17 protein-coding genes are annotated in these 19,044 nt (G+C 75.3%); 12 read left to right on the forward strand and 5 right to left on the reverse strand.

Annotation, left to right across the window (positions count from 1 at the left end):
- Positions 1-44: 44 nt before the first annotated feature.
- Positions 45-455 (forward strand): organic hydroperoxide resistance protein, encoded by a 411-nt coding sequence (locus tag ABT014_RS29970; protein WP_350642366.1) that lies wholly within the window; start codon positions 45-47, stop codon positions 453-455.
- A 137-nt stretch (positions 456-592) separates the two neighbouring features.
- Here ABT014_RS29970 and ABT014_RS29975 read toward each other — a convergent pair whose 3' ends face one another.
- Entirely contained in the window at positions 593-1,375 is a 783-nt protein-coding gene (locus tag ABT014_RS29975) for an SGNH/GDSL hydrolase family protein (RefSeq protein ID WP_350642367.1), read from the reverse strand.
- 282 nt (positions 1,376-1,657) lie between these two features.
- On the opposite strand from ABT014_RS29975, the gene ABT014_RS29980 reads away from it, so the two are divergent.
- Complete coding sequence (locus tag ABT014_RS29980) at positions 1,658-3,139, forward strand: cytosine permease (protein ID WP_350642368.1); 1,482 nt, start codon at positions 1,658-1,660, stop codon at positions 3,137-3,139.
- 60 nt (positions 3,140-3,199) lie between these two features.
- On the opposite strand, the gene ABT014_RS29985 is transcribed toward ABT014_RS29980, so the two are convergent.
- Positions 3,200-4,144, reverse strand: a complete 945-nt coding sequence (locus ABT014_RS29985; protein WP_350642369.1) for a M56 family metallopeptidase — start codon at positions 4,142-4,144, stop codon at positions 3,200-3,202.
- Between the two features lie 3 nt (positions 4,145-4,147).
- On the reverse strand, positions 4,148-4,531 hold the full coding sequence (locus tag ABT014_RS29990; RefSeq protein ID WP_502895127.1) for a BlaI/MecI/CopY family transcriptional regulator: 384 nt from the start codon (positions 4,529-4,531) through the stop codon (positions 4,148-4,150).
- Between the two features lie 350 nt (positions 4,532-4,881).
- On the opposite strand from ABT014_RS29990, the gene ABT014_RS29995 reads away from it, so the two are divergent.
- The 3 genes from ABT014_RS29995 (at position 4,882) to ABT014_RS30005 (ending at position 7,753) form a co-directional block, all read left to right on the forward strand.
- Positions 4,882-6,369: an LCP family protein gene (locus tag ABT014_RS29995; RefSeq protein WP_350642371.1), complete on the forward strand. Its 1,488-nt coding sequence runs from the start codon at positions 4,882-4,884 to the stop codon at positions 6,367-6,369.
- 159 nt (positions 6,370-6,528) lie between these two features.
- The gene (locus ABT014_RS30000) at positions 6,529-7,104 is read left to right on the forward strand and encodes a TerD family protein (RefSeq protein WP_350642372.1); all 576 of its coding nucleotides are present in this window, start codon (positions 6,529-6,531) and stop codon (positions 7,102-7,104) included.
- Positions 7,105-7,246: 142 nt separating this feature from the next.
- Positions 7,247-7,753, forward strand: a complete 507-nt coding sequence (locus tag ABT014_RS30005) for a DinB family protein (RefSeq protein ID WP_350642373.1) — start codon at positions 7,247-7,249, stop codon at positions 7,751-7,753.
- 33 nt (positions 7,754-7,786) lie between these two features.
- Here ABT014_RS30005 and ABT014_RS30010 read toward each other — a convergent pair whose 3' ends face one another.
- Positions 7,787-8,503, reverse strand: coding sequence for a TetR/AcrR family transcriptional regulator (locus ABT014_RS30010; protein WP_350642374.1), 717 nt, complete (start codon positions 8,501-8,503; stop codon positions 7,787-7,789).
- Positions 8,504-8,661: 158 nt separating this feature from the next.
- Here ABT014_RS30010 and ABT014_RS30015 point away from each other — a divergent pair, with 158 nt between their 5' ends.
- The 3 genes from ABT014_RS30015 (at position 8,662) to ABT014_RS30025 (ending at position 12,521) form a co-directional block, all read left to right on the forward strand.
- Entirely contained in the window at positions 8,662-10,182 is a 1,521-nt protein-coding gene (locus ABT014_RS30015) for an APC family permease (protein ID WP_502895128.1), read from the forward strand.
- Positions 10,183-10,215: 33 nt separating this feature from the next.
- A complete protein-coding gene (locus ABT014_RS30020) occupies positions 10,216-11,853 on the forward strand; it encodes an amidohydrolase (RefSeq protein WP_350642375.1) in 1,638 nt (545 codons plus the stop codon).
- Between the two features lie 170 nt (positions 11,854-12,023).
- Positions 12,024-12,521 (forward strand): methyltransferase, encoded by a 498-nt coding sequence (locus tag ABT014_RS30025; protein ID WP_350642376.1) that lies wholly within the window; start codon positions 12,024-12,026, stop codon positions 12,519-12,521.
- Between the two features lie 103 nt (positions 12,522-12,624).
- On the opposite strand, the gene ABT014_RS30030 is transcribed toward ABT014_RS30025, so the two are convergent.
- On the reverse strand, positions 12,625-13,380 hold the full coding sequence (locus tag ABT014_RS30030) for a leucine-rich repeat domain-containing protein (RefSeq protein ID WP_350642377.1): 756 nt from the start codon (positions 13,378-13,380) through the stop codon (positions 12,625-12,627).
- A 107-nt stretch (positions 13,381-13,487) separates the two neighbouring features.
- Here ABT014_RS30030 and ABT014_RS30035 point away from each other — a divergent pair, with 107 nt between their 5' ends.
- The 4 genes from ABT014_RS30035 to ABT014_RS30050 all read left to right on the forward strand — a co-directional run bounded on the left by ABT014_RS30035 (position 13,488) and on the right by ABT014_RS30050 (position 18,927).
- A complete protein-coding gene (locus ABT014_RS30035) occupies positions 13,488-14,843 on the forward strand; it encodes a tocopherol cyclase family protein (RefSeq protein ID WP_350642378.1) in 1,356 nt (451 codons plus the stop codon).
- Complete coding sequence (locus ABT014_RS30040) at positions 14,840-16,738, forward strand: GMC family oxidoreductase (RefSeq protein WP_350642379.1); 1,899 nt, start codon at positions 14,840-14,842, stop codon at positions 16,736-16,738. Before ABT014_RS30035 ends, ABT014_RS30040 begins: the two co-directional genes overlap by 4 nt.
- A gap of 95 nt (positions 16,739-16,833) precedes the next feature.
- Positions 16,834-17,979 carry a DUF3103 family protein gene (locus ABT014_RS30045; RefSeq protein WP_350642381.1) on the forward strand — a complete coding sequence of 382 codons (1,146 nt, stop codon included), beginning with the start codon at positions 16,834-16,836 and terminating at the stop codon, positions 17,977-17,979.
- 240 nt (positions 17,980-18,219) lie between these two features.
- Entirely contained in the window at positions 18,220-18,927 is a 708-nt protein-coding gene (locus ABT014_RS30050; RefSeq protein ID WP_350642383.1) for a FadR/GntR family transcriptional regulator, read from the forward strand.
- The last annotated feature ends 117 nt before the right edge of the window (positions 18,928-19,044 follow it).

The raw sequence follows: 19,044 nt of genomic DNA on the forward strand, positions 1-19,044 counted from the left end.
CCCGAGGTCCGGGAGGGTCGCCGAGGCGAGAAGGGAACGGTGTGATGGACGCGCTGTACACGGCTGTGGCCACGGCGAACGGTCGCGAAGGCCGCACGGTCAGCTCCGACGGTCAGCTGGACCTCGCGCTGGCGATGCCGCCCGCGCTGGGCGGCAACGGCCAGGGCACCAACCCCGAGCAGCTGTTCGCGGCGGGGTACGCGGCCTGCTTCGCCAGCGCCCTGGGCCTGGTGGGCCGCCAGCAGCGGGTCGACACCAGCGAGGTCTCCGTGACGGCCGAGGTCTCCATCGGCCAGGACGAGACCGGCTTCGGCCTGGCCGTCACGCTGCGCGTCGAGCTGCCGGAGGCGCTGGCCGGCGAGACCGGCGAGCTGCTGGTCAAGCAGGCCCACCAGGTCTGCCCCTACTCCAAGGCCACCCGCGGCAACATCGAGGTCGAGCTCGTCGTCGAGTAGCCGACCCCGCCCGTGGCCCCGCACGCCACGACGCCCGAGGGCCCGACCACCAGGTGGTCGGGCCCTCGGGCGTTTCGGGTGGCCGGGCGTTTCGCGCAGCCCGGCCTTTCAGGTGGCCGGCCGGCGCGGCCGCGCGGTCACAGCGGCAGCAGGTCCGGGCGCTTCGCCTCGACGTTGTCGCCGGAGGACTCGCCGCGCAGCCGGCGGCCCACCCACGGGATCAGGAAGCTGCGCGCCCACTGGAGGTTCTCCCGGCGCAGCTCGGCGGGGGTCGGCACGGCGACGGTCGGCCACGGCGCCTCCGGGTCGCCGGCGCCGGACAGCCTGAGCGCGCGGGCGGCCAGCAGGGCCACCCGCTGGTGGCCCTCGGGGGACAGGTGCAGCCGGTCGTCGCTCCAGGCCCGGCGGTCGTGCACCGAGCGCAGCGACCACAGGTCGGCCACCACGCAGTCGTTGCGGTCGGCGATCGCCCGCAGGTGCGCGTTGTACGTGGCGATCTTGCCGCGCAGGTGCCGCAGCACCGGCACGTCCCGGGTGTCGAAGCCGGTGCAGACCAGCACCGTGCCCGCGCTGCGCCCGAGTTCGACGACCGCGCGCTCGAACCGCTCGGCGACCTCGTCCGGGTCGCTGCCGGGGCGCAGGATGTCGTTGCCGCCGGCGCAGAAGGTCACCAGGTCGGGCCGGATCCGGTGGACCTGCGGCACCTGCTCGGCGACGATCTGGTCCAGCAGCCGGCCGCGGACGGCCAGGTTGGCGTACCGGAACCCGCCGCCGGGCTGCCGGTCGGCGAGCATCCCGGCCAGTCGGTCGGCCCAGCCCGCGAAGTGGCCGTCGGGGCCCGGGTCGTTCAGGCCTTCGGTGAAGGAGTCGCCGAGGGCGACGTACGAGTGGAGGTCAGGGGTCTCCTGAAGATCGGCCATGAAGTGAATAGTTCACCTCATCAAGTGACCTACGCCACCGTAGGTGACCCGAAGCGGAGGGTGATCTCCGCCACGGTGCCCGGGGCGGCCGTCGCGGCGGGGTCGGCGGACCCGGGATGGTGCGACCGCACAGGCGGCCCCGGTGGTTCGTGCCCGGGGTGTGGAGGATCGCCCGTTGTGTCCGGATCCGCGCCGAACGGAGCATGAACGGATGGTGCGGCCCGGCCGCCCTGCCCAGCCGGCGGCACTCCCCGCACCGCCGCACGGAACACCTGGAAGACGATGCCGCAGCCCCACGCCCCGTCCCCCGCCACCGGCCACGCCCTGATCGAGCAGCACGGCGTGGACACCATCCCGGAGGCCGAGCGGACCAGCACCCCGCGCGACGTGCTCAGCATCCTGGTCGGCTCCAACCTCGCGTTCGGCGTGGTGGTCTTCGGCTGGCTCCCGGTCTCCTTCGGGCTCTCCTTCTGGGCCGCCACCACCTCGGTCGTGCTCGGCACCGTGCTCGGCATCGCGCTGACCGCGCCGCTCGCGCTGGTGTCGCTGCGCACCGCCACCAACCTGTCCACCAGCTCCGGCGCCGTCTTCGGGGTGCGCGGGCGGCTGATCGGCTCGGTGGTCGGCCTGCTGCTCTCGCTCGGCTACACCGCGCTGTCGCTCTGGGTCGGCGGCGACGTCGTGGTCGGCGCGCTCAACCGGCTCCTCGGGCTGCCCGCGCACGGCCCCGCGTACGTGGCCACCTACACCGTGCTCGCCGCGCTCAGCGCCACCGCCGCGGTCTTCGGCTACCGGCTGCTGCTGCGGCTGGAGAAGGTGCTGATGTGGGCGATGGGCGGGCTGCTGCTGGCCGGGCTGGTCGCCTTCGCGCCGCACTTCGACGCCTCCGCGCACGGCGCGTACCTGCTCGGCGGGTTCTGGCCGACCTGGCTGCTGTCGGTGGTCGCGGCCGGGATCAGCGGCCCGATCGCGTTCATCACGCTGCTCGGCGACTACACCCGGTACGTCTCGCCCACCCGGCACTCCGGGCGCACGGTGCTCCGCTCGACCGTGCTCGGCCTGTTCGTCGGCCTGCTGATCCCGCAGCTGTTCGGCACCTTCACCGCCGTGGCCACCGGCGCAGGCCAGGACTACGTGGGCGGGCTGATCGCCGCCGCCCCGGTCTGGTTCCTGGCACCGCTGCTGCTCAACGGCCTGCTCGGCAGCGCGGGCAACACCGGGTTGATGCTCTACAGCATGGGCCTGGACCTGGACGCCATCCTGCCCCGCGCCACCCGCCGGCAGGCCACCTACGTGGTGGCCGGCCTGGGCGCGGTGCTGGTCTTCCTCGGGCACTTCGTGTGGAACGCGCAGTCCGCCGTGACCTCGTTCGTGCTGGTGCTCACGGCGATCGGCGCGCCCTGGGCGGTGATCACCCTGATCGGCCACGTGCGCTGCCGCGGCGACTACGACCGGCAGTCCCTCCAGGTCTACAACCGGGGCACCCGCGGCGGCGTCTACTGGTACCGCGCGGGCTGGAACGTCCCCGCCACGGTGGCCTGGGCGGCCGGCAGCGCGGTCGGGCTGTGCGCGGTCGACACGCCGGTCTACCGGGGTCCGGTGCTGTCGCTCACCGGCGGGGTGGACGTCAGCTTCCTGCTCTCCGGCGCGGTGGCGGCGCTGCTGTACCTGCTGCTCTCCCGCCGGCAGCGCGGGTTGGCCGGCCCCGACCGGGTCCGGGCCGAGGGCGCCGTCGAGCTGCCGGCCGGGGCGCCGGGGGCCTGACCGGGCACCTGACCCGGGGGCGCCGGCCGGGGTCCTGGTCCGGGGCACGGCCCGCGCCGCTCAGAGCGGGGTGGCCGCCTTCAGCAGCAGGAGCAGGGCGACCGCGGCGTTCAGCGAGGACATCGCGGAGGCCGCGGTGCCGGCCGCCGCGACCACCGTGGCCAGCCCCGTCCGGCTGTGCACCGGTGGCCAGCCACTGGTGTACGGACCGGGGGTGAGCAGGGCGGCCACCCGGCGGGGCACCGGCCCGGGTGCGGCGAAGGCGGCCAGCCCGGCGCCGTGCGGGCCGGCGCCCGGCGCCGCGGAGATCAGCGCCGCCCGGGCGACCGCGCGGGCGGTGAGCCGCCGGTCGCCGACCCGCTGCGCGGCCTCCTCGTCGGCCCAGCGCTCGGTGCTGTACGCGACGGCCTGGCGCAGCGGGCGCAGGCACGGGTTGACGCAGGCGGCCAGCTGGGTGGCCAGCAGGTACCGGTGGTGGCGGTGGGTCAGGTGGGCCCGTTCGTGCGCCAGCAGGACGCGCTGCTCCTCCGGCGTGAGGCCCGCCAGCATGCCGGTGGAGACCACCACCCGGCCGGGCGCGCCGGGCAGCGCGTAGGCGTACGGGCGTTCGTCCGGCAGGACGGCGACCGCCTCCCCGGCCGGCAGCCCGCGCAGCGCCTCGCGGCTGTGCGCCCGCACCCGCAGGTGGCGGCGGACGGTCCGGGCGCAGGCGACGAGCACCGCCAGCAGGGCGACGATCGCGGCGCTGCCGACCGTGCGGTGGTACGGGACGGCGTCCCGGACCTCGGGGTCGGACCAGGTGTCCGGCAGCGGGTTGCCGGCCAGGTGCGCGGTGCCGACCACGAACAGCAGGCACAGGCTGATCGCGCAGCTGGCCGCCATCACGGCGGCGATCGCGGTGAGCAGGCGGGCGGCGGTCCGGGGGTGCAGGTGCTGCTCGGCGAGGCGGGCGACGGGCAGGGCGGTGAGCGGCAGGACGAGCGGGAGGAAGACGAACACGCCCACGGCTCAGGCCTCGGATCCGTCCGTCGCGCTGTCGAGCAGGGCCCGCAGGAGCTCCTCGTCCTGCGGGAGCAGGGCGCTGACGAAGCTGGCCAGCACCGCGTCCCGGTCGGCCTGGGTGTCGAGCACCCGGCGCATCCGCAGGGCGGCCAGCCCGGCCGCGTCGGAGGCGGCCAGCCAGTGGTAGGAGCGGCCCGTCCGGCTGCGGGAGACCGCCTTCTTGGCGTGCAGCCGGGACAGGATGGTCATCACGGTGGTGTAGGCGAGGCCGCCCTCCAGCTGCTGCTGCACCCAGCCGGCGGTGACCGGGCCGGAGGCCGTCCGCAGCACCGCGAGCACCTGGGCCTCCAGCTCGCCCTGGCCGCGCCGGCGCACCCGTGGGAAGGCCACGGCCGTGGCCGGTCCCTGGTCTGTGCCGGTGTCGTGCACGGCGTCTGCTCCCTCCGGTCCCGCGGCTCCGGGCTGCCGGGGCGCTTCGTCATCCTACTGAGGGCCCGTGAGGTGCGGTGCCGGGCGCTGCCGCCACGGTGGCCGGGCGGGGTCACGGCGGGGAGAGATGTCTGAGTTGACCGGGTATGCTCCCAAATGGTCTCGGCCCGGCCCGTCCGGCCCGTCCGGCCCGTCCGGCCCGTCCGGCCCGGCCGGCGCGGTTCGTCTCGTGTGCTCGTCTCGACCGCTCGTCTCGGTGTGCTCGGCACTGCTCGGCTCGGCTCGGCGTGGTTCGGTGAAGGGGTGGGCGGATGGTGGGGCGGGGCAGCCGTCGCAAGCTGGTGCTCTGGGCCGTGGCCGGCGCGCTCACGCTGGTGCTGCTGGCCGGCGTGCTGGTCTACCACCGGCTCAACGGGAACCTGCGGATCTTCGACAGCGGCGCGCTGAGCAGCGACCGGCCGGCCCCGACCGCGCCGGACGCGCAGGGCCGGGTCCCGGTCAACGTACTGCTGATCGGCTCGGACTCCCGGCTGGGCGCCAATCGGGAGCTCGGCGGCGGCGAGGAGGGCGGCGCCCGCTCGGACACCACGATCCTGCTGCACGTGTACGCCGACCACCGGCACGCCGTGGGGGTGTCCGTCCCGCGCGACTCGCTGGTCGACATCCCGCCCTGCCGGCTGCCGGACGGCACCTGGACCAAGCTGCGGACGGGGGCGACCTTCAACAGCGCCTTCGAGGTCGGCGGGGGCGACAACGGCGACCCGGCCTGCACCCAGAACACCGTGGAGCGGCTGACCGGCCTGCGGATCGACCACACCGTCGTGGTCAACTTCGCCGGGTTCGCCGCGATGACGAAGGCGGTCGGCGGGGTCGAGGTCTGCCTGCCCAACGCCGTCCACGAGGGCGACCTCAACCCGAACCTCGGCCAGCCCGGGCGGCTGCTCTTCCCGAAGGGCAAACAGCGGGTGCAGGGGCAGTCCGCCCTGGACTACGTCCGGCTGCGGCACGGCATCGGCGACGGCTCGGACATCGGCCGCACCAAGCGGCAACAGGCCTTCCTGGGCGCGCTGTTGAGGGAGGTCAAGGGCGCCGGGATGAACCCGGCGGCGCTGCTGCCGCTGGCCGACGCCGCCACCGGCGCGCTGGTGGTGGACCCGGGTCTGGGCTCCGCCGCCAAGCTGCTCTCCTTCGCGCTGTCGCTGCGCGAGATCGGGCTCGCCGACGCCCGGTTCCTCACCGTGCCCTGGCGCTACCAGGGTTCACGGGTGGCGCTGGTCCAGCCGGACGCCGGACTGCTCTGGGCGGCGCTGCGTGCGGACCGCCCGCTGGACGGGCCGGACGGTGCGCTCGGCCCCTCCGCGAGCGCCTCGCCGACCCCGCGCGGGATCGCGGTCGAGGTCCGCGACGGCCTCGGCGGCGCCCCTGTCGGCGGCCTGGGCGGCTCGGCCGGGGCGCTGGTGGCACGGGCGGTCGACGCGCTGGCCGCGCAGGGGTACAGCGTCTCGCGGCCGGTGGCGGGCGCCGCCCCGGAGGCGGCCAGAACGGCCACCGCCGTCCGGTACGGCCCCGGGCAGGCGGCGGCCGCCCGGTCGGTGGCGGCGCTCTTCCCGGGGGCCGTCCTGGAGGCCGCGCCGCAGCCGGGCGTGGTGCTGGTGCTGGGACGGGACGCGGTGACCGTCACCCCGCTCGGCGGCGCGCCGTCCGCCTCGCCCGGACTGCTCGGCCGGCCGGGCGGCGGCACGCTGGGCACCATCCGGTCCGCCGCCGACGACTCGTGCACGGACCTCTCGTACGGCTGAGCGCGGACGCCCGGCCGGCCGGAGGGGGCCTGACGGCACACCAGCGGCCCGGCCGGTCAGGTCGATTCACGCACGATCTACAGTGCTGTAGATTCAGCACTGCGCGAGATCGAGGGTGCCGGGCGTGCGCTGCCCGGCACGAGGAAGCAGGAGGACACCATGGGAGTCACGCTCGCCAAGGGCGGCAACGTCTCGCTGACCAAGGAGGCCCCCGGGCTGACCGCGGTCGTCGTCGGCCTCGGCTGGGACGTCCGGGGCACGACGGGCGCCGACTTCGACCTCGACGCCAGCGCGCTGCTGTGCAACGAGAGCGGCCGGGTGCTCGGCGACCAGCACTTCGTCTTCTACAACAACCTGCGCAGCCCGGACGGTTCGGTCGAGCACAGCGGTGACAACCTCACCGGTGGCGGCGACGGCGACGACGAGCAGATCAAGGTCGACCTGGCGGCGGTCCCGCCCGGCGTGGTCAAGGTGGTCTTCCCGGTGTCGATCTACGACGCCGAGGCCCGCCGGCAGAGCTTCGGCCAGGTGCGCAACGCCTTCATCCGGGTGGTCAACCAGGCCGACGGCAGCGAGGTCGCCCGCTACGACCTCACCGAGGACGCCTCCACCGAGACCGCCATGGTGTTCGGCGAGCTCTACCGGTACGGCAACGAGTGGAAGTTCCGCGCCATCGGCCAGGGTTACGCCTCCGGCCTGCGTGGCATCGCGCTCGACTACGGCGTCAACGTCTGACCGCTGCGGGCATCCGGGCCGCGGCCCCGGAGCGAGCGACCGGCACCCGCCGGCCCGCCGCTCCGGGGCCGCCGTCCTACCCGGCCGGTGCCCTCTGGTAGACCTGACTCGACCAGGTCGGCAGCGGTGGAGGGGGATCACAATGACGACCGAACGGATCGGGCCGCCCCTGACCGGCGGTGAGCGGGAGACGCTGCGCGCCTTCCTCGACTACCACCGCGCCACGCTGGCGATGAAGTGCGACGGCCTCGACGACGAGCAGCTGCGCCGACAGGCCAGCCCGCCGTCCACGCTCTCGCTGCTCGGCCTGGTGCGGCACATGGCCGAGGTGGAGCGCACCTGGTTCCGGCGGGTGATCAACGGTGAGTCGATCCCGCTGGTCCACTCCGACCAGGACGACTACCAGGTCGCCTACGACGCGAGCACGGCCACCCGCGCCGAGGCGTTCGCCGCCTGGCAGGCCGAGGTGGAGCACTCCCGCCGGATCGAGCGGGAGGCCGCGTCGCTGGACGTGCTCGGCCACCAGGCCCGGTGGGGCGAGGACGTGTCGCTGCGCCTGGTGATGCTGCACCTGATCCACGAGTACGCCCGGCACAACGGCCACGCCGACCTGCTGCGCGAGGCCGTCGACGGCACCACCGGCGCCTGATCCCGCCGCCGCCGTCCAGGGCGGCGGGGGGAATCAGGGCCGCGCGGCCAGGTGCCGCCCGAGCCGGTCGGCGGCGGCCGCGAGCAGCAGGTCCAGGGCGAGCGGGTAGCCGCTGCGGCGCATGTCGGTGACCAGCAGCCGGGCGGTGGCCGCGATGTGGGGATGGGTCTCGGGGGACAGCCGGGCGTAGTGCCGGCGCCAGACGTCGAGGTCGGCCGCGCGGGCGGCGTCCGGCAGGGCGGCGGCGGCCGCGTCCTGGGCGGCGAAGGCCAGGCCCTGGTCGACGAAGGCGTGGTAGATCGCCACCGCCTCCTGGTCCGGGAAGCCCGCGCCGCGCAGGATGCCGAGGATGGTCTCCACCGCCCGGGTCTCGTTCGCCCGGCCCGTCGTGCGGTACGCGGCGAGCAGCGCGGCCTGCGGGTGCGCCTGGTAGGCGGCGTGCAGGCACAGGCCGATCCCGCGCAGGTCGGACTGCCAGTCGCCGGTGGCCCGCCAGTCGCGCTGGGCGTGGCCGATCAGCTCGTCCGCGATCGCCAGCAGCAGGTCGTCGGTGCTGTGGAAGTACCGGTAGATCGCGCTCGGGTCGGCGCCCAGCGCGGCCCCGAGCCGGCGCACGGTGAGCGCCTCCGAGCCGTGCTGGTGCAGCAGCCGCAGCGCGGTGGAGACGATCACCTCGGCGGAGAGCACCGTGCCCTGCTTGGTGGGGCGGCGCCGGCGGCGCTCGGGTTCCGGGACGACTCGGTCGTTCATCGCGCTGCGCTCCTGGGGTCGGTGCGGCTGCCTGGGCACTTCCGGTCGCGTCACCTTATGACAACGCCATTGACCGGAAAAGGCCCCCAGGAGTTTCATGGCCAGCCACCGGGGCCCGACGCGGCCCCCACGGTCAAGGCGGTGGTCCGTTGGCAGCAGTGGCGAAGGACGAGGCGAGAGCCGGCGCGGGACAGGGCGCCGGGCAGGGCGGCGACGTGCGGCACACCACGATGCGCAAGTCGCTCGGCGTCATGGACGGGGTGGCGATCGCCGCCTCGAGCACGGCCGCCACCTCCAGCATCGGGATCGGCCTGGGGCTGACCGCGGCGGTGGTCGGGCTGCACCTGCCGGCCATCATGCTGCTGGCCTTCCTCCCGGTGCTCGGCATCGCGGGGGCGTACGGCCGGCTCAACCTGGTCGAGCCCAACGCGGGCAACTCGTACACCTGGGTCGGCCGCACGCTCAGCCCCTGGCTGGGCTTCCTCACCGGCTGGGTGAACACCGTGGGCACCATCGTGTTCATGGCCTACACCACGGCCGTCACCGGCTCCGCGCTGATCCAGCTGGCCGGCGAGGCCGGCCTGCACAGCCTCTTCGGCCTGGCGCTGGACCCGGACTCCAACCTGCAGACCACCCTGATCGGCCTGGTGGTGCTGGCGGTCGTCACCGCCGTCGCGATCCGGGGCCTCGGCCTCGCCGCCCGGCTCCAGAAGTACCTGCTGGTCTTCGAGTACCTGGTCCTGCTCGGCTTCTGCGGCTACGGCCTGTTCGCCGGCGACCAGCCCTTCTCCTGGTCCTGGTACAACCCGTTCGACATCCCCTCGATGGGCGCGCTGGCCCAGGGCATGGTGCTCGCGGTGTTCTGCTACTGGGGCTTCGAGTCGGTGTTCAGCGTCGGCGAGGAGGTGCGCGAACCGAAGGACGCCTCCCGCGGCGGCATGATCGCCCTGGTCACCATGCTGCTGCTGTTCCTGCTCGCCGGCACCGCCTTCCAGCGCGTGCTGCCGCTGGACGAGCTGGCCGACAACGGCGCCCAGGGGCTCACCTACTTCGGCAACAAGCTGGCCCACCAGCCGCTCGCCGCCCTGCCGCTGATCGCGCTGACCTTCTCCGCGGTCGCCTCGCTGCAGGCCAACGTCATCCCGACCGCCCGCGGCACCTACGCGATGGGCCGCGACGGCACCCTCGGCGCGGTCTGGACCAGGATCCACCCGCGCTACGCCACCCCCGTCACCGGCACCGTGCTGATCACCGCGATCGCCTCCGTCGTCGCGGTGGCCTCGCTGGTCATCCCGACCGTCACCGACCTGATCAACGCCGCCGTCAACGCCATCGGCATCGTGGTCGCGCTGTACTACGCGCTCACCGCCGTCGCCGCCGCCGTCCGCTTCCGGCACCTGCTCCGCGGCCCGCTCGGCGAGGCGCTGCGCGCGGTGGTCGGACCGCTGCTCGGCGCGGTGGTGCTGCTCGCCGTCGGCGGCTACCTGGCCTGGAGCCTGTACGACTCCGCCGACCACTTCGAACTCAACGCCGACAACGGCTGGTTCCAGCTGCTGGTCCCCGTCCTGATGATCGGCAGCGGGCTGCCGGTCGCCGCCTGGGCCCGCTGGGGACGCCGCTCGGCGTTCTTCCGCACCGGCGCCGGCAGCGACGGCGAAGCGCCCGGCCCGATCCTGTAGTCACCCGTCCCACCGCACCGTTGGAGCCCCACCATGACCCACGCCGATCTGGTCCTCACCGGCGGCCCGATCTTCACCGCCGACCCGGCCCGGACCAGGGCCACCAGCCTCGCCGTCACCGGCGAGCGGATCACCGCCGTCGGCCACGACGAGGTGCGCGAACTGATCGGCCCGCGCACCGAGGTGGTGGACCTGGCCGGCCGGATGCTGGTGCCCGGCTTCCAGGACGCCCACCTGCACGCCGTGTACGGCGGCACCGAGCTGGGCGAGTGCGACCTGAGCGGCACGGTCGGGGCGGCCGAGTACCTGCCGCTGATCCGGGCCTTCGCCGAGGCCCACCCGGACCGGGCCTGGATCACCGGCAGCGGCTGGTCGATGGAGAGCTTCGAGGGCGGCCGGCCCACCCGGCAGCTGCTCGACTCGGTCGTCCCCGACCGGCCGGTCTACCTGCTCAACCGCGACCACCACGGCGCCTGGGCCAACACCCGCGCGCTGGAGCTGGCCGGCCTCACCCGGGAGACCCCGGACCCGGCGGACGGCCGGATCGAGCGGGAGCCGGACGGCACGCCGTCCGGCATGCTCCAGGAGGGCGCCACCGGCCTGGTCGCCCGGCTGGTCCCGCCGACCACCGCCGCCGACCGGCTGGCCGGCCTGCTGCGGGCCCAGCAGCTGCTGCACTCGCTGGGCGTGACCGGCTGGCAGGACGCCCTGCTCGGGGTCTTCAACGGCCAGCCCGACCCCAGCGACGCCTACCTGGCCGCCGCCCGGGCCGGCACCCTGACCGCCCGGGTCACCGGCGCCCTGTGGTGGGAGCGCGAACGCGGCGCCGAGCAGATCCCGGAGCTGGTCGCCCGCCGGGCCGAGGCCACCCACGGCCGGTTCCGCAGCACCTCGGTGAAGATCATGCAGGACGGCATCGCCGAGAACTTCACCGCCGCCCTCACCGCCCCCTACCTGGACGGCTGCGGCTGCGCCACCGCCAACAGCGGCCTCAGCTTCGTCGACCCGGTCGCACTGCGCTCGTACGTCACCGAACTGGACGCGCTCGGCTTCCAGGTGCACTTCCACGCCCTCGGCGACCGCGCGGTGCGCGAGGCGCTCGACGCGGTCGAGGCCGCCCGGGCCGCCAACGGGCGCCGGGCGACCCGGCACCACCTGGCCCACCTGCAGGTGGTCCACCCGCAGGACGTCCCCCGGTTCGCGGCGCTCGGCGCGATCGCCAACATCCAGCCGCTGTGGGCGGCGCACGAACCGCAGATGGACGAGCTGACCATCCCGTTCCTCGGCCCCGAGCGGGCGGGCTGGCAGTACCCCTTCGGCGACCTGCTGCGCTCCGGCGCCACCCTGGCGGCCGGCAGCGACTGGCCGGTCAGCAGCCCCGATCCGATCGCCGGCATCCACGTCGCGGTCAACCGGATGGAGCCCGGCGCCACCGACGGCCGGGTCTTCCTCCCGGAGCAGCGGCTCGACCTCGGCACCGCGCTCACCGCCTACACGGCCGGATCCGCGCACGTCAACGGCCACGACGACGCCGGCACCCTGCGGGCGGGCGCGCTGGCCGACCTGGTGCTGCTGGACCGCGACCCGTTCGCCGGGCGGGCCGAGGAGATCGCCGCGACCCGGGTGCTGCGCACCTGGGTGGGCGGGGAGCTGGTGCACGCCGCCGGCTGACGGGTGGCGGGTGACGGCCGGCGGCTTGCCGCTGGCGGCGCGAGCGGCGGTGAGCGGTACCGGATCGGCCCCGGTACCGGTCACCGCCGTTCCGGCGTTCGCCGCTCCCGAGCGACTTTCGGGGCCCGTCCTCGTTGTGCTGGCAGACGTCCGACGCCCTGGAGGTACCCGTGCACACCACCACCGCCGCCGACACCCCGGCCACCGAACTGCTGCTGACCGCACACGACTTCACCTCCGCACGGCATGTGGTGGACGTGCTCGGCGGTGCCGGTGCGCTGCTCGCCGCGGTCCTGGCCGAGCACCCGCAGGCCCTCGGCACGCTGTTCGACCTGCCCCTGGTCATCGACGGCGCGGGGGAGCCGCTCCGGGCCGCCGGCGTCGACCGGCGCTGCGCCCTGATCGGCGGCGATGCGGCCGAGCACGTCCCGCTCGGCGCCGACGTCTACCTGCTCGGCCGGGTGCCGCAGGACGCCGAGGTGGCGCTGCGGGTGCTGCGGACCCTCCGGACGGCGATGACCACCCCGGCCGCCCGGCTCCTGGTCCTCGCGCCGACCGCCGAGGTCGCCACGCTCACCCCGCTGCTCGCCGAGGCCGGCCTGCACCGGTGCGAGCTGCCGCGTCGCGCCGGGGAACTCTCCATCCTGGTTCTCTCGTCCGGGAGTTGAGGCAGCCGGGCACCCCTGCCCGGCCGGCCATCGGCGGCCCCTCGCGCGGGTGATCCCGCCAGCCCGGCGCTCTCGTCCGGGAGTTGGGGCTGCCGAGCGCCGGTCAGTAGTCGGCGGGCGGTTGCGCCAGCGCGGGGCCGCCGGTGTGCGGCTCGGCGAGGTGGCCGGCGGGCGGCGTGGGCAGCGCCGCCACGCACGCGGCCGAGCAGGCGTTCACCAGCAGCGGCAGCACATCGGTGGCCACCCGTAGCGAGACCCACACCTGCCGGACCTCCGAGCCGTCCAGCGGCCGGTCGCAGACGCTGCAAGCGCGCAGCGCGCCGCCGCCCCATACCCCCGGATCGACCTCGCCGACCGGGTGCGGCCCACCGCGCAGCGCGGGGAAGGGCGGGCGGACCTTCTCGTTGCCGTACAGCGCCCGGGTGCTCACCGTGCTCGACCGCAGCAGCGTGCACCGGGTCAGCTCGTACGGGAACCAGTGCAGCCGGTACGAGGTGTACGGGACGAACTCGCGCAGCGCGGTCATCGCGCCGATCTCCGGCGGGATCCGGACCAGCCGGCTGCCGTACAGGTTGAGGGTGCGCACCGCGGTCAGGCGGGCGATGGTCGGCGGCAGTGTGACGATCTGCTCCCGCTCCTGCGGGTCGAGCCCGGCCAGTGGCCGGAAGACCTCCCGGCCGTCGGTGGCGGCTTCCTCGATCAGGTCGAGCAGGCGCAGCCAGCCCGGCGCGGAGGTGTCCTGCTGCTCGGGGTGGAAGCGGACCCGCCGTCGGCGGCCCGGCTCGAACTGGTCGAAGCAGGTGCAGGTCCGCGGGCCGGGGGAGGTGGTTGCGGGGTGCGTGCGCAGGGGATCCGTCACCGGCCCCACCGTAGTCGGCCGATTCCCGGGCGGGCGAGGGGATTGACGCCGGGTCGGCCCAGTGGTTCAGTGGCTCAGCCACTGAATCATGGGAACGGGAGAGTTCGATGAAGACGCTGCCCCGGCGCGGCACGGCGTTCGACGAGCGGATGGTGGGGACCGTACGGCTCGCGGGCGAGGCCGGGGTACGTGCGGTCCGGCTCGACCTCACCGTCCGGGCCGACCGGGTGTTGCTGCCGCACCGCACCACCGAGGCCCGGTTGCACGGTCGGGCACGGATCGACGGAATGGCCGACGACCCGGCAGCGGCAGGGGAGTTGGAGATCTCCCCGGTGGCCCGGCGGCGGATCCGCTACCGGCTGGAGTTCGCCGCCGAAGGCCGCCGGCTCACCCTGGACGGCTGGAAGTCGGTCAGTCCGTACCGGCCGCTGACCTCGATGACCGTCCTGCCCTTCACCCTGGCCGAGGACGGCCGCGAGGTCGGCCGCGGCACCCTGCGCTTCCCGCTCACCGCCCTGCTCCCGTTCCTGCGCAGCTGGCGCTTCGCCCGGCCCGACCTGCCGGAGACCGATCTCGCACCGCGCTGGGACGGCACCCCCGGCCGCACCGAGGTCTGGTACACCACCCTCACCGACCCGGCGAGCGGCACCGGCCTGTGGCTGCACCACGAACTGACCGCCCCCGCCGACGGATCGCCCGTCCGCAGCCACGGCTGGATCGCCCACTTCCCGCCCGGCGCCGAGCCCGGACATGCCCGCTACACCGCGCCCCCCGACTCCGCGTCCCCCGACTCCGCCGCCGACCGCCTGCGCGGCAAGGCCGGCCCGTACAGCTGGGACCTGACCGAGCGTTTCACCGGCCCGCCGCTGCACACCTTCCCGCGCTGGGCCTGGCGGCGGCCGCTGCTGCCCGCCGCGCACATGCTCCCCGCCGCCACCTCCCGCTACACCGGCACCGTGACCCACCCGGGCGGCGAACTCCGGCTGGACGAAGCCCCCGGCGCCACCGCCCGGATCTACGGCCACGGCAACGCGCGGCGCTGGGCCTGGCTGCACGCCGACCTCGGCGGCGGCGACGTCCTCGAGGTGGTGGCCGCCGTCGCCAACCGGCCCGGCCTGCGCCGGCTGCCGCCCCTGGTCTTCCTCCGGCTGCTCCGCAACGGCCGCAGCTGGCCGCGGCGCGGCACCGGTTCCGCGCTCGGCGCCTTCCGGGCCAGGATCGGACTCCCCGGGTGGAGCGTCACCGGCCGCACCGCACTGCGCCGCATCACCGTCACCGTCCGCCAGCCCGAGGACCGCACCGTCACCCTCGAGTACACCGACCCGGACGGCAGCAAGGCCGTGTGCCGCAACAGCGAGGCGGCCGACGCCCGGATCACCGTCGAACGCTGGTGGGGCCGCTGGCACCCGGACGGCGAGTGGACCCTGGACGGCACCGCGCACGCGGAGGTGGGCACCCGATGAGCCCCCGCCGCCGTACCCGGACCGGCAGCCGTACGCGCGCGGGCAGCCGCAGCCGGCGGGGCCTGGTCGCCGCCCTGCTCGCCGACGACGGCCGCCAGCCCTGGCCCGCCGCCACCGCCGACCGCCTCGACAGCCTGCTCGACGCGCTGCCCGCCCCCGCCCGCGCCGGGCTCGGCGCCGCGGCCACCGCACTCGACACCTACGCGCTGCTGCGCACCGGCGCCCGGCTGGACCGCCTCCCGGAACCGCGCCGCGAGGCCGTCCTCGCCTCGCTGACCGCCCGCCCGACCCTGCTGCCGCTGCTCGACGTGCTCAAGGTGCCGGTCCTGCTGGCCGCCGGCACCGAACGGATGCTGCACCACCGGCCGCCGGCACCGATCACCACCGCGCCCGCGGACCCACCGCTGGACTGCCTGCCGTCCGCCGAGTGGCCCGACCGCGCCACCGCCGACGCCGTGGTGATCGGCTCCGGCGCGGGCGGCGCCGTCGCGGCCCGGACCCTCGCCCGGGGCGGCCTGCGGGTCCTGGTCCTGGAGGAGGGCCGGCACCACACCACCGCCGAATTCGGCCGCCGCGCCCCGCTGGACCGCTTCGCCGAGCTGTACCGCGACGGCGGCGCCACCGTCCTCGCCGGCAACCCGCCCGTCCTGCTCCCCACCGGCCGCGCCGTCGGCGGCACCACCGTCGTCAACTCCGGCACCTGCTACCGCACTCCGGACCACGTCCTGGACCGCTGGCGGTCCCGGCACGGACTCGACCTCGCCGACCGGGCGGCCTTCGGCGCCGACCTGGACGAGATCGAACGCACCCTGCGGGTGGCCACCCAGCCGCTCGGCGTCCTCGGCCGCAACGGCCTGCTCACCCTCCACGGCGCCGAGCGACTCGGCTGGCGGGCCGGCCCGCTGCGCCGCAACGCCCCCGGCTGCAAGGGTTCCTGCCAGTGCGTGGTGGGCTGCCCGGCCGGTGCCAAGCAGAGCGTCCAGCTGTCCGTGCTGCCCGACGCCTGCGCCGCCGGAGCCCGGATCATCACCTCCGCCCGGGTGGTACGGATCCTGGTCGACCCGGACCGGCCCGGCGGCCCCCGCGCCGCCGGCGTCGCCGTCCGGCGCCCGGACGGCAGCATCTTCGAGATCCTCGCGCCGCTGGTGGTGGTGGCCGCCGGCGCCCTGGAATCCCCTGCACTGCTGCGCCGTTCGGGCCTGGGCGGGCACCCGATGGCCGGGCGCAACCTCGCGGTCCACCCGGCGACCAGCGTGGCCGGGCGGTTCGCGGAGCCGGTAGCCGCCGGGCCCGCCGTGCTGCAGAGCGCCGGGGTCGAGGAGTTCCACGAGCAGGGCATCCTGATCGAGGCGACCGCCCCGCCACCCGGCATGGGCTCCTTCGTCCTGCCCGGCCTCGGGCGGGAGTTGCGCGCCGAGCTGGAGTCGGCCGACCGGCTGGCCACGCTCGGCGCGATGATCGCCGACCGCCCGGGCGGCCGGGTACGCGGCGGCCGGCGCCCCCTGCTGACGTACCGGCTGGACCCGGCCGACGGCCGCACCCTGCTGCGCGCGGTCGCCGCGATGGGTCAACTGCTGTTCGCCGCAGGGGCCGAGGAGGTGCTCACCGGCCTGCCGCGCACGCCCAGGGCCCGCAGTACCGGCGAGCTGGACCGGCTGCTGGCCGGAACCACCGCACGGGACCTGCACCTCTCGGCCTTCCACCCGAGCGGCACCGTGGCGCTCGGCGCCGACCCCACGATCGCCCCGGCGGACCGGCTCGGCCGGCTGCGCGGGGTCCGGGGCGTCCTGGTCGCGGACGCCTCGGGACTCCCCGGCTGCCCGGGGGTCAACCCGCAACTCACGATCATGGCACTGTCGTCGGCGGTCTCCCGGGCCGCCGTCGAGCGCGGCTGACGTGCGCTATTGATGCCGTGTCATGTACGCGGTTCACTGAGCGGGACGCTGCCGGACCACGGCGGCGCCCTCCCCCCACCGATCAGGAGATCCCCATGTCCCTTGCCCGGCGCGGCACCTTAACGGTCGCCGTCCTCTCCCTGCTCACCCTCGCCGCGGGTCAGGCCGCGGCCGCCCCCGTCCACGCCCCCGCCCCGGCCGCGACCGCCGCCCAGGGGGCCAAGGTCACCCGGATCGAGCAGCAGGTCGCGCAGGACCTCGCCCGCTCGCTCAGCGACACCGGGTGGCGCTCCCAGGTCCGCGCCGGGGTCTCCACCGGCGCGGTGGAGCTGAGCCCGCTCGCCGGCCGCGCCACCGCCCCGGCCGCCCGGCAACTGGCCGCCACCGTCGCCGAGGCCGACCGCCGGATAGCCGGCGCCAAGGGTCTCGGCCTGGACCTCGGCCCGCTGCTGCGGGTCCAGTTGGCCGACCCGTCGATGCGGGCCGCGCTGGACGCGGGCGCCGAACCGCTGGTCGCGGCCGCCGTCGGCGACGACCACGCCGCCACGGTCACCGCCTACGACCGGGCCGGCCGCACCCACACCCTGGACGCCCGGACCCTCCCCGCGCAGCCGGTCTACCTGGTGGACCTCGACTCGGCCCGGACCACGGCCGCCGGGCTCAAGCTGATCGGTGACGAACTGGCCCGCAAGGGCCTCAACACCCCGGCCGCGCAGACCTCCCCGGCCGGGCAGACCTCCACGGCCGCCGCGGGCTGGTGGGCCACCAAGGTCGACTCGATCGAGGTCTCGGACGACGAGGAGCCCTGGTTCAAGGGCGGCGCCGAGATGTTCGCCCTGGTGACCGGCTTCGGCCAGGACGGCAAGGCCCGGGTCGACTCCGTCACCATGCCCTACCTCGACTACGACGGCACGGTCTACTACCCCAACCAGATCCTGGTGAACTGGTCGAACTACAAGTACAACCTGGCCGACGTCGTGCTGATGGAGGACGACGGCGACACCAACTACCTGGCGCTGGCCCAGGCGATCACCGCCGTCCTGCTCACCATCGCCGACCAGGGCACCTACATCCCGCTGGTGAACGCCGTCCTGGCCGCGCTGCCCAGCTCCTGGTGGACCGACGACCCGGACTACGTCGACTCCTGGTACACCCTGGCCAAGAACAGCTCCGGGCGGTTGAACGGGGCGGCGGCGAACGGCTGGATGAGCGTCTCGCCGTACTTCGTCCAGCAGTTCTGAGCGCCGGCCGGCCGGTCCGGCGGGACCGGTTGGTCCGCGTGGCCGTGGGGCCGTGGGGTCTTGGAGTCTTAGGGCCGCAGGGTCTTGGGGCCGCTGGTCGTCGGGGCCGGCGGTCGTCGTGACTGAGGGTTCGACGGCTCGTCGTCCGATGGCTTGACGGGGGCTCGGCCACCCGGTTGACTCCGGTCACCGGGTGGCTGAGCCACTCCGGTAGTCCAGCGCAGCCGAGGAGACCCGCCCGTGCCCCCCGAGATCATCGCCCGCCGGTCCGTCGTCGACGTACTGGAACTCCGGCTGCGCGAGGACATCCTGGACGGTACCCACGGGCCCGGCGAGCTCTTGCCGCCCGAGCGCGAGCTGGCGGCCGGCTACGGCGTCACCCGCACCACCCTCAAGCACGCGCTCTCCCGGCTGGAGCAGGCCGGACTGCTCAGCACCCGGCACGGCATCGGCACCCGGGTCCGGGACTTCCTGCGGGTCGGCGGCGCGGACCTGCTGCCGATGCTCGCCTCCCGCGACAGCGGCTGGCTGACCGAGATCTTCGAGGTGCGCCGGCACATCGGTGCCCTGATCGCCCGCCGCGCGGCCGTCCGGCGCACCGCCCGGCAGGCCGCCCGCCTGGCGGAACTGCTCGACGCGGTGGCCGCGGCCCCCGACGGCGACGCGGCCCAGCTCGCCGACATCGAGGTCCACCGGGAACTCGCCCGGGCCACCGGGAATCGGGTCTACCTGCTGCTCACCAACACCCTCTTCAACGCCTACCTCCCGGTCCGCGGCGCCCTGCGCGGCCCCTTCGAGGACCCGGCCGAAGCAGCGGCCCGGCTCGCCCCGGTGGTCCGGGCGGTGGCGGACGGCTCGGCCGAGGAGGCGGAGGCGGCCGCCGAACGCTACCTGCGGGCCACCGAGAAGCTGATGCTGGGCGCGCTGCCCGCGGCCCGCGACGCCTGACGAACGGTCCTCCCGCCCCCACCCCGGGAACGGGGTGAGGGCCCGTCCCCGGGGTGGGGGCGGGCCCTGCGTGGTGCTGCTGGGTGGTGCGGGGGTGGTGCTTACTTGGTGAGGCCG

Origin of the sequence: Kitasatospora sp. NPDC094015 (genome assembly GCF_040304075.1) — a bacterium.
Lineage (GTDB): Bacteria > Actinomycetota > Actinomycetes > Streptomycetales > Streptomycetaceae > Kitasatospora.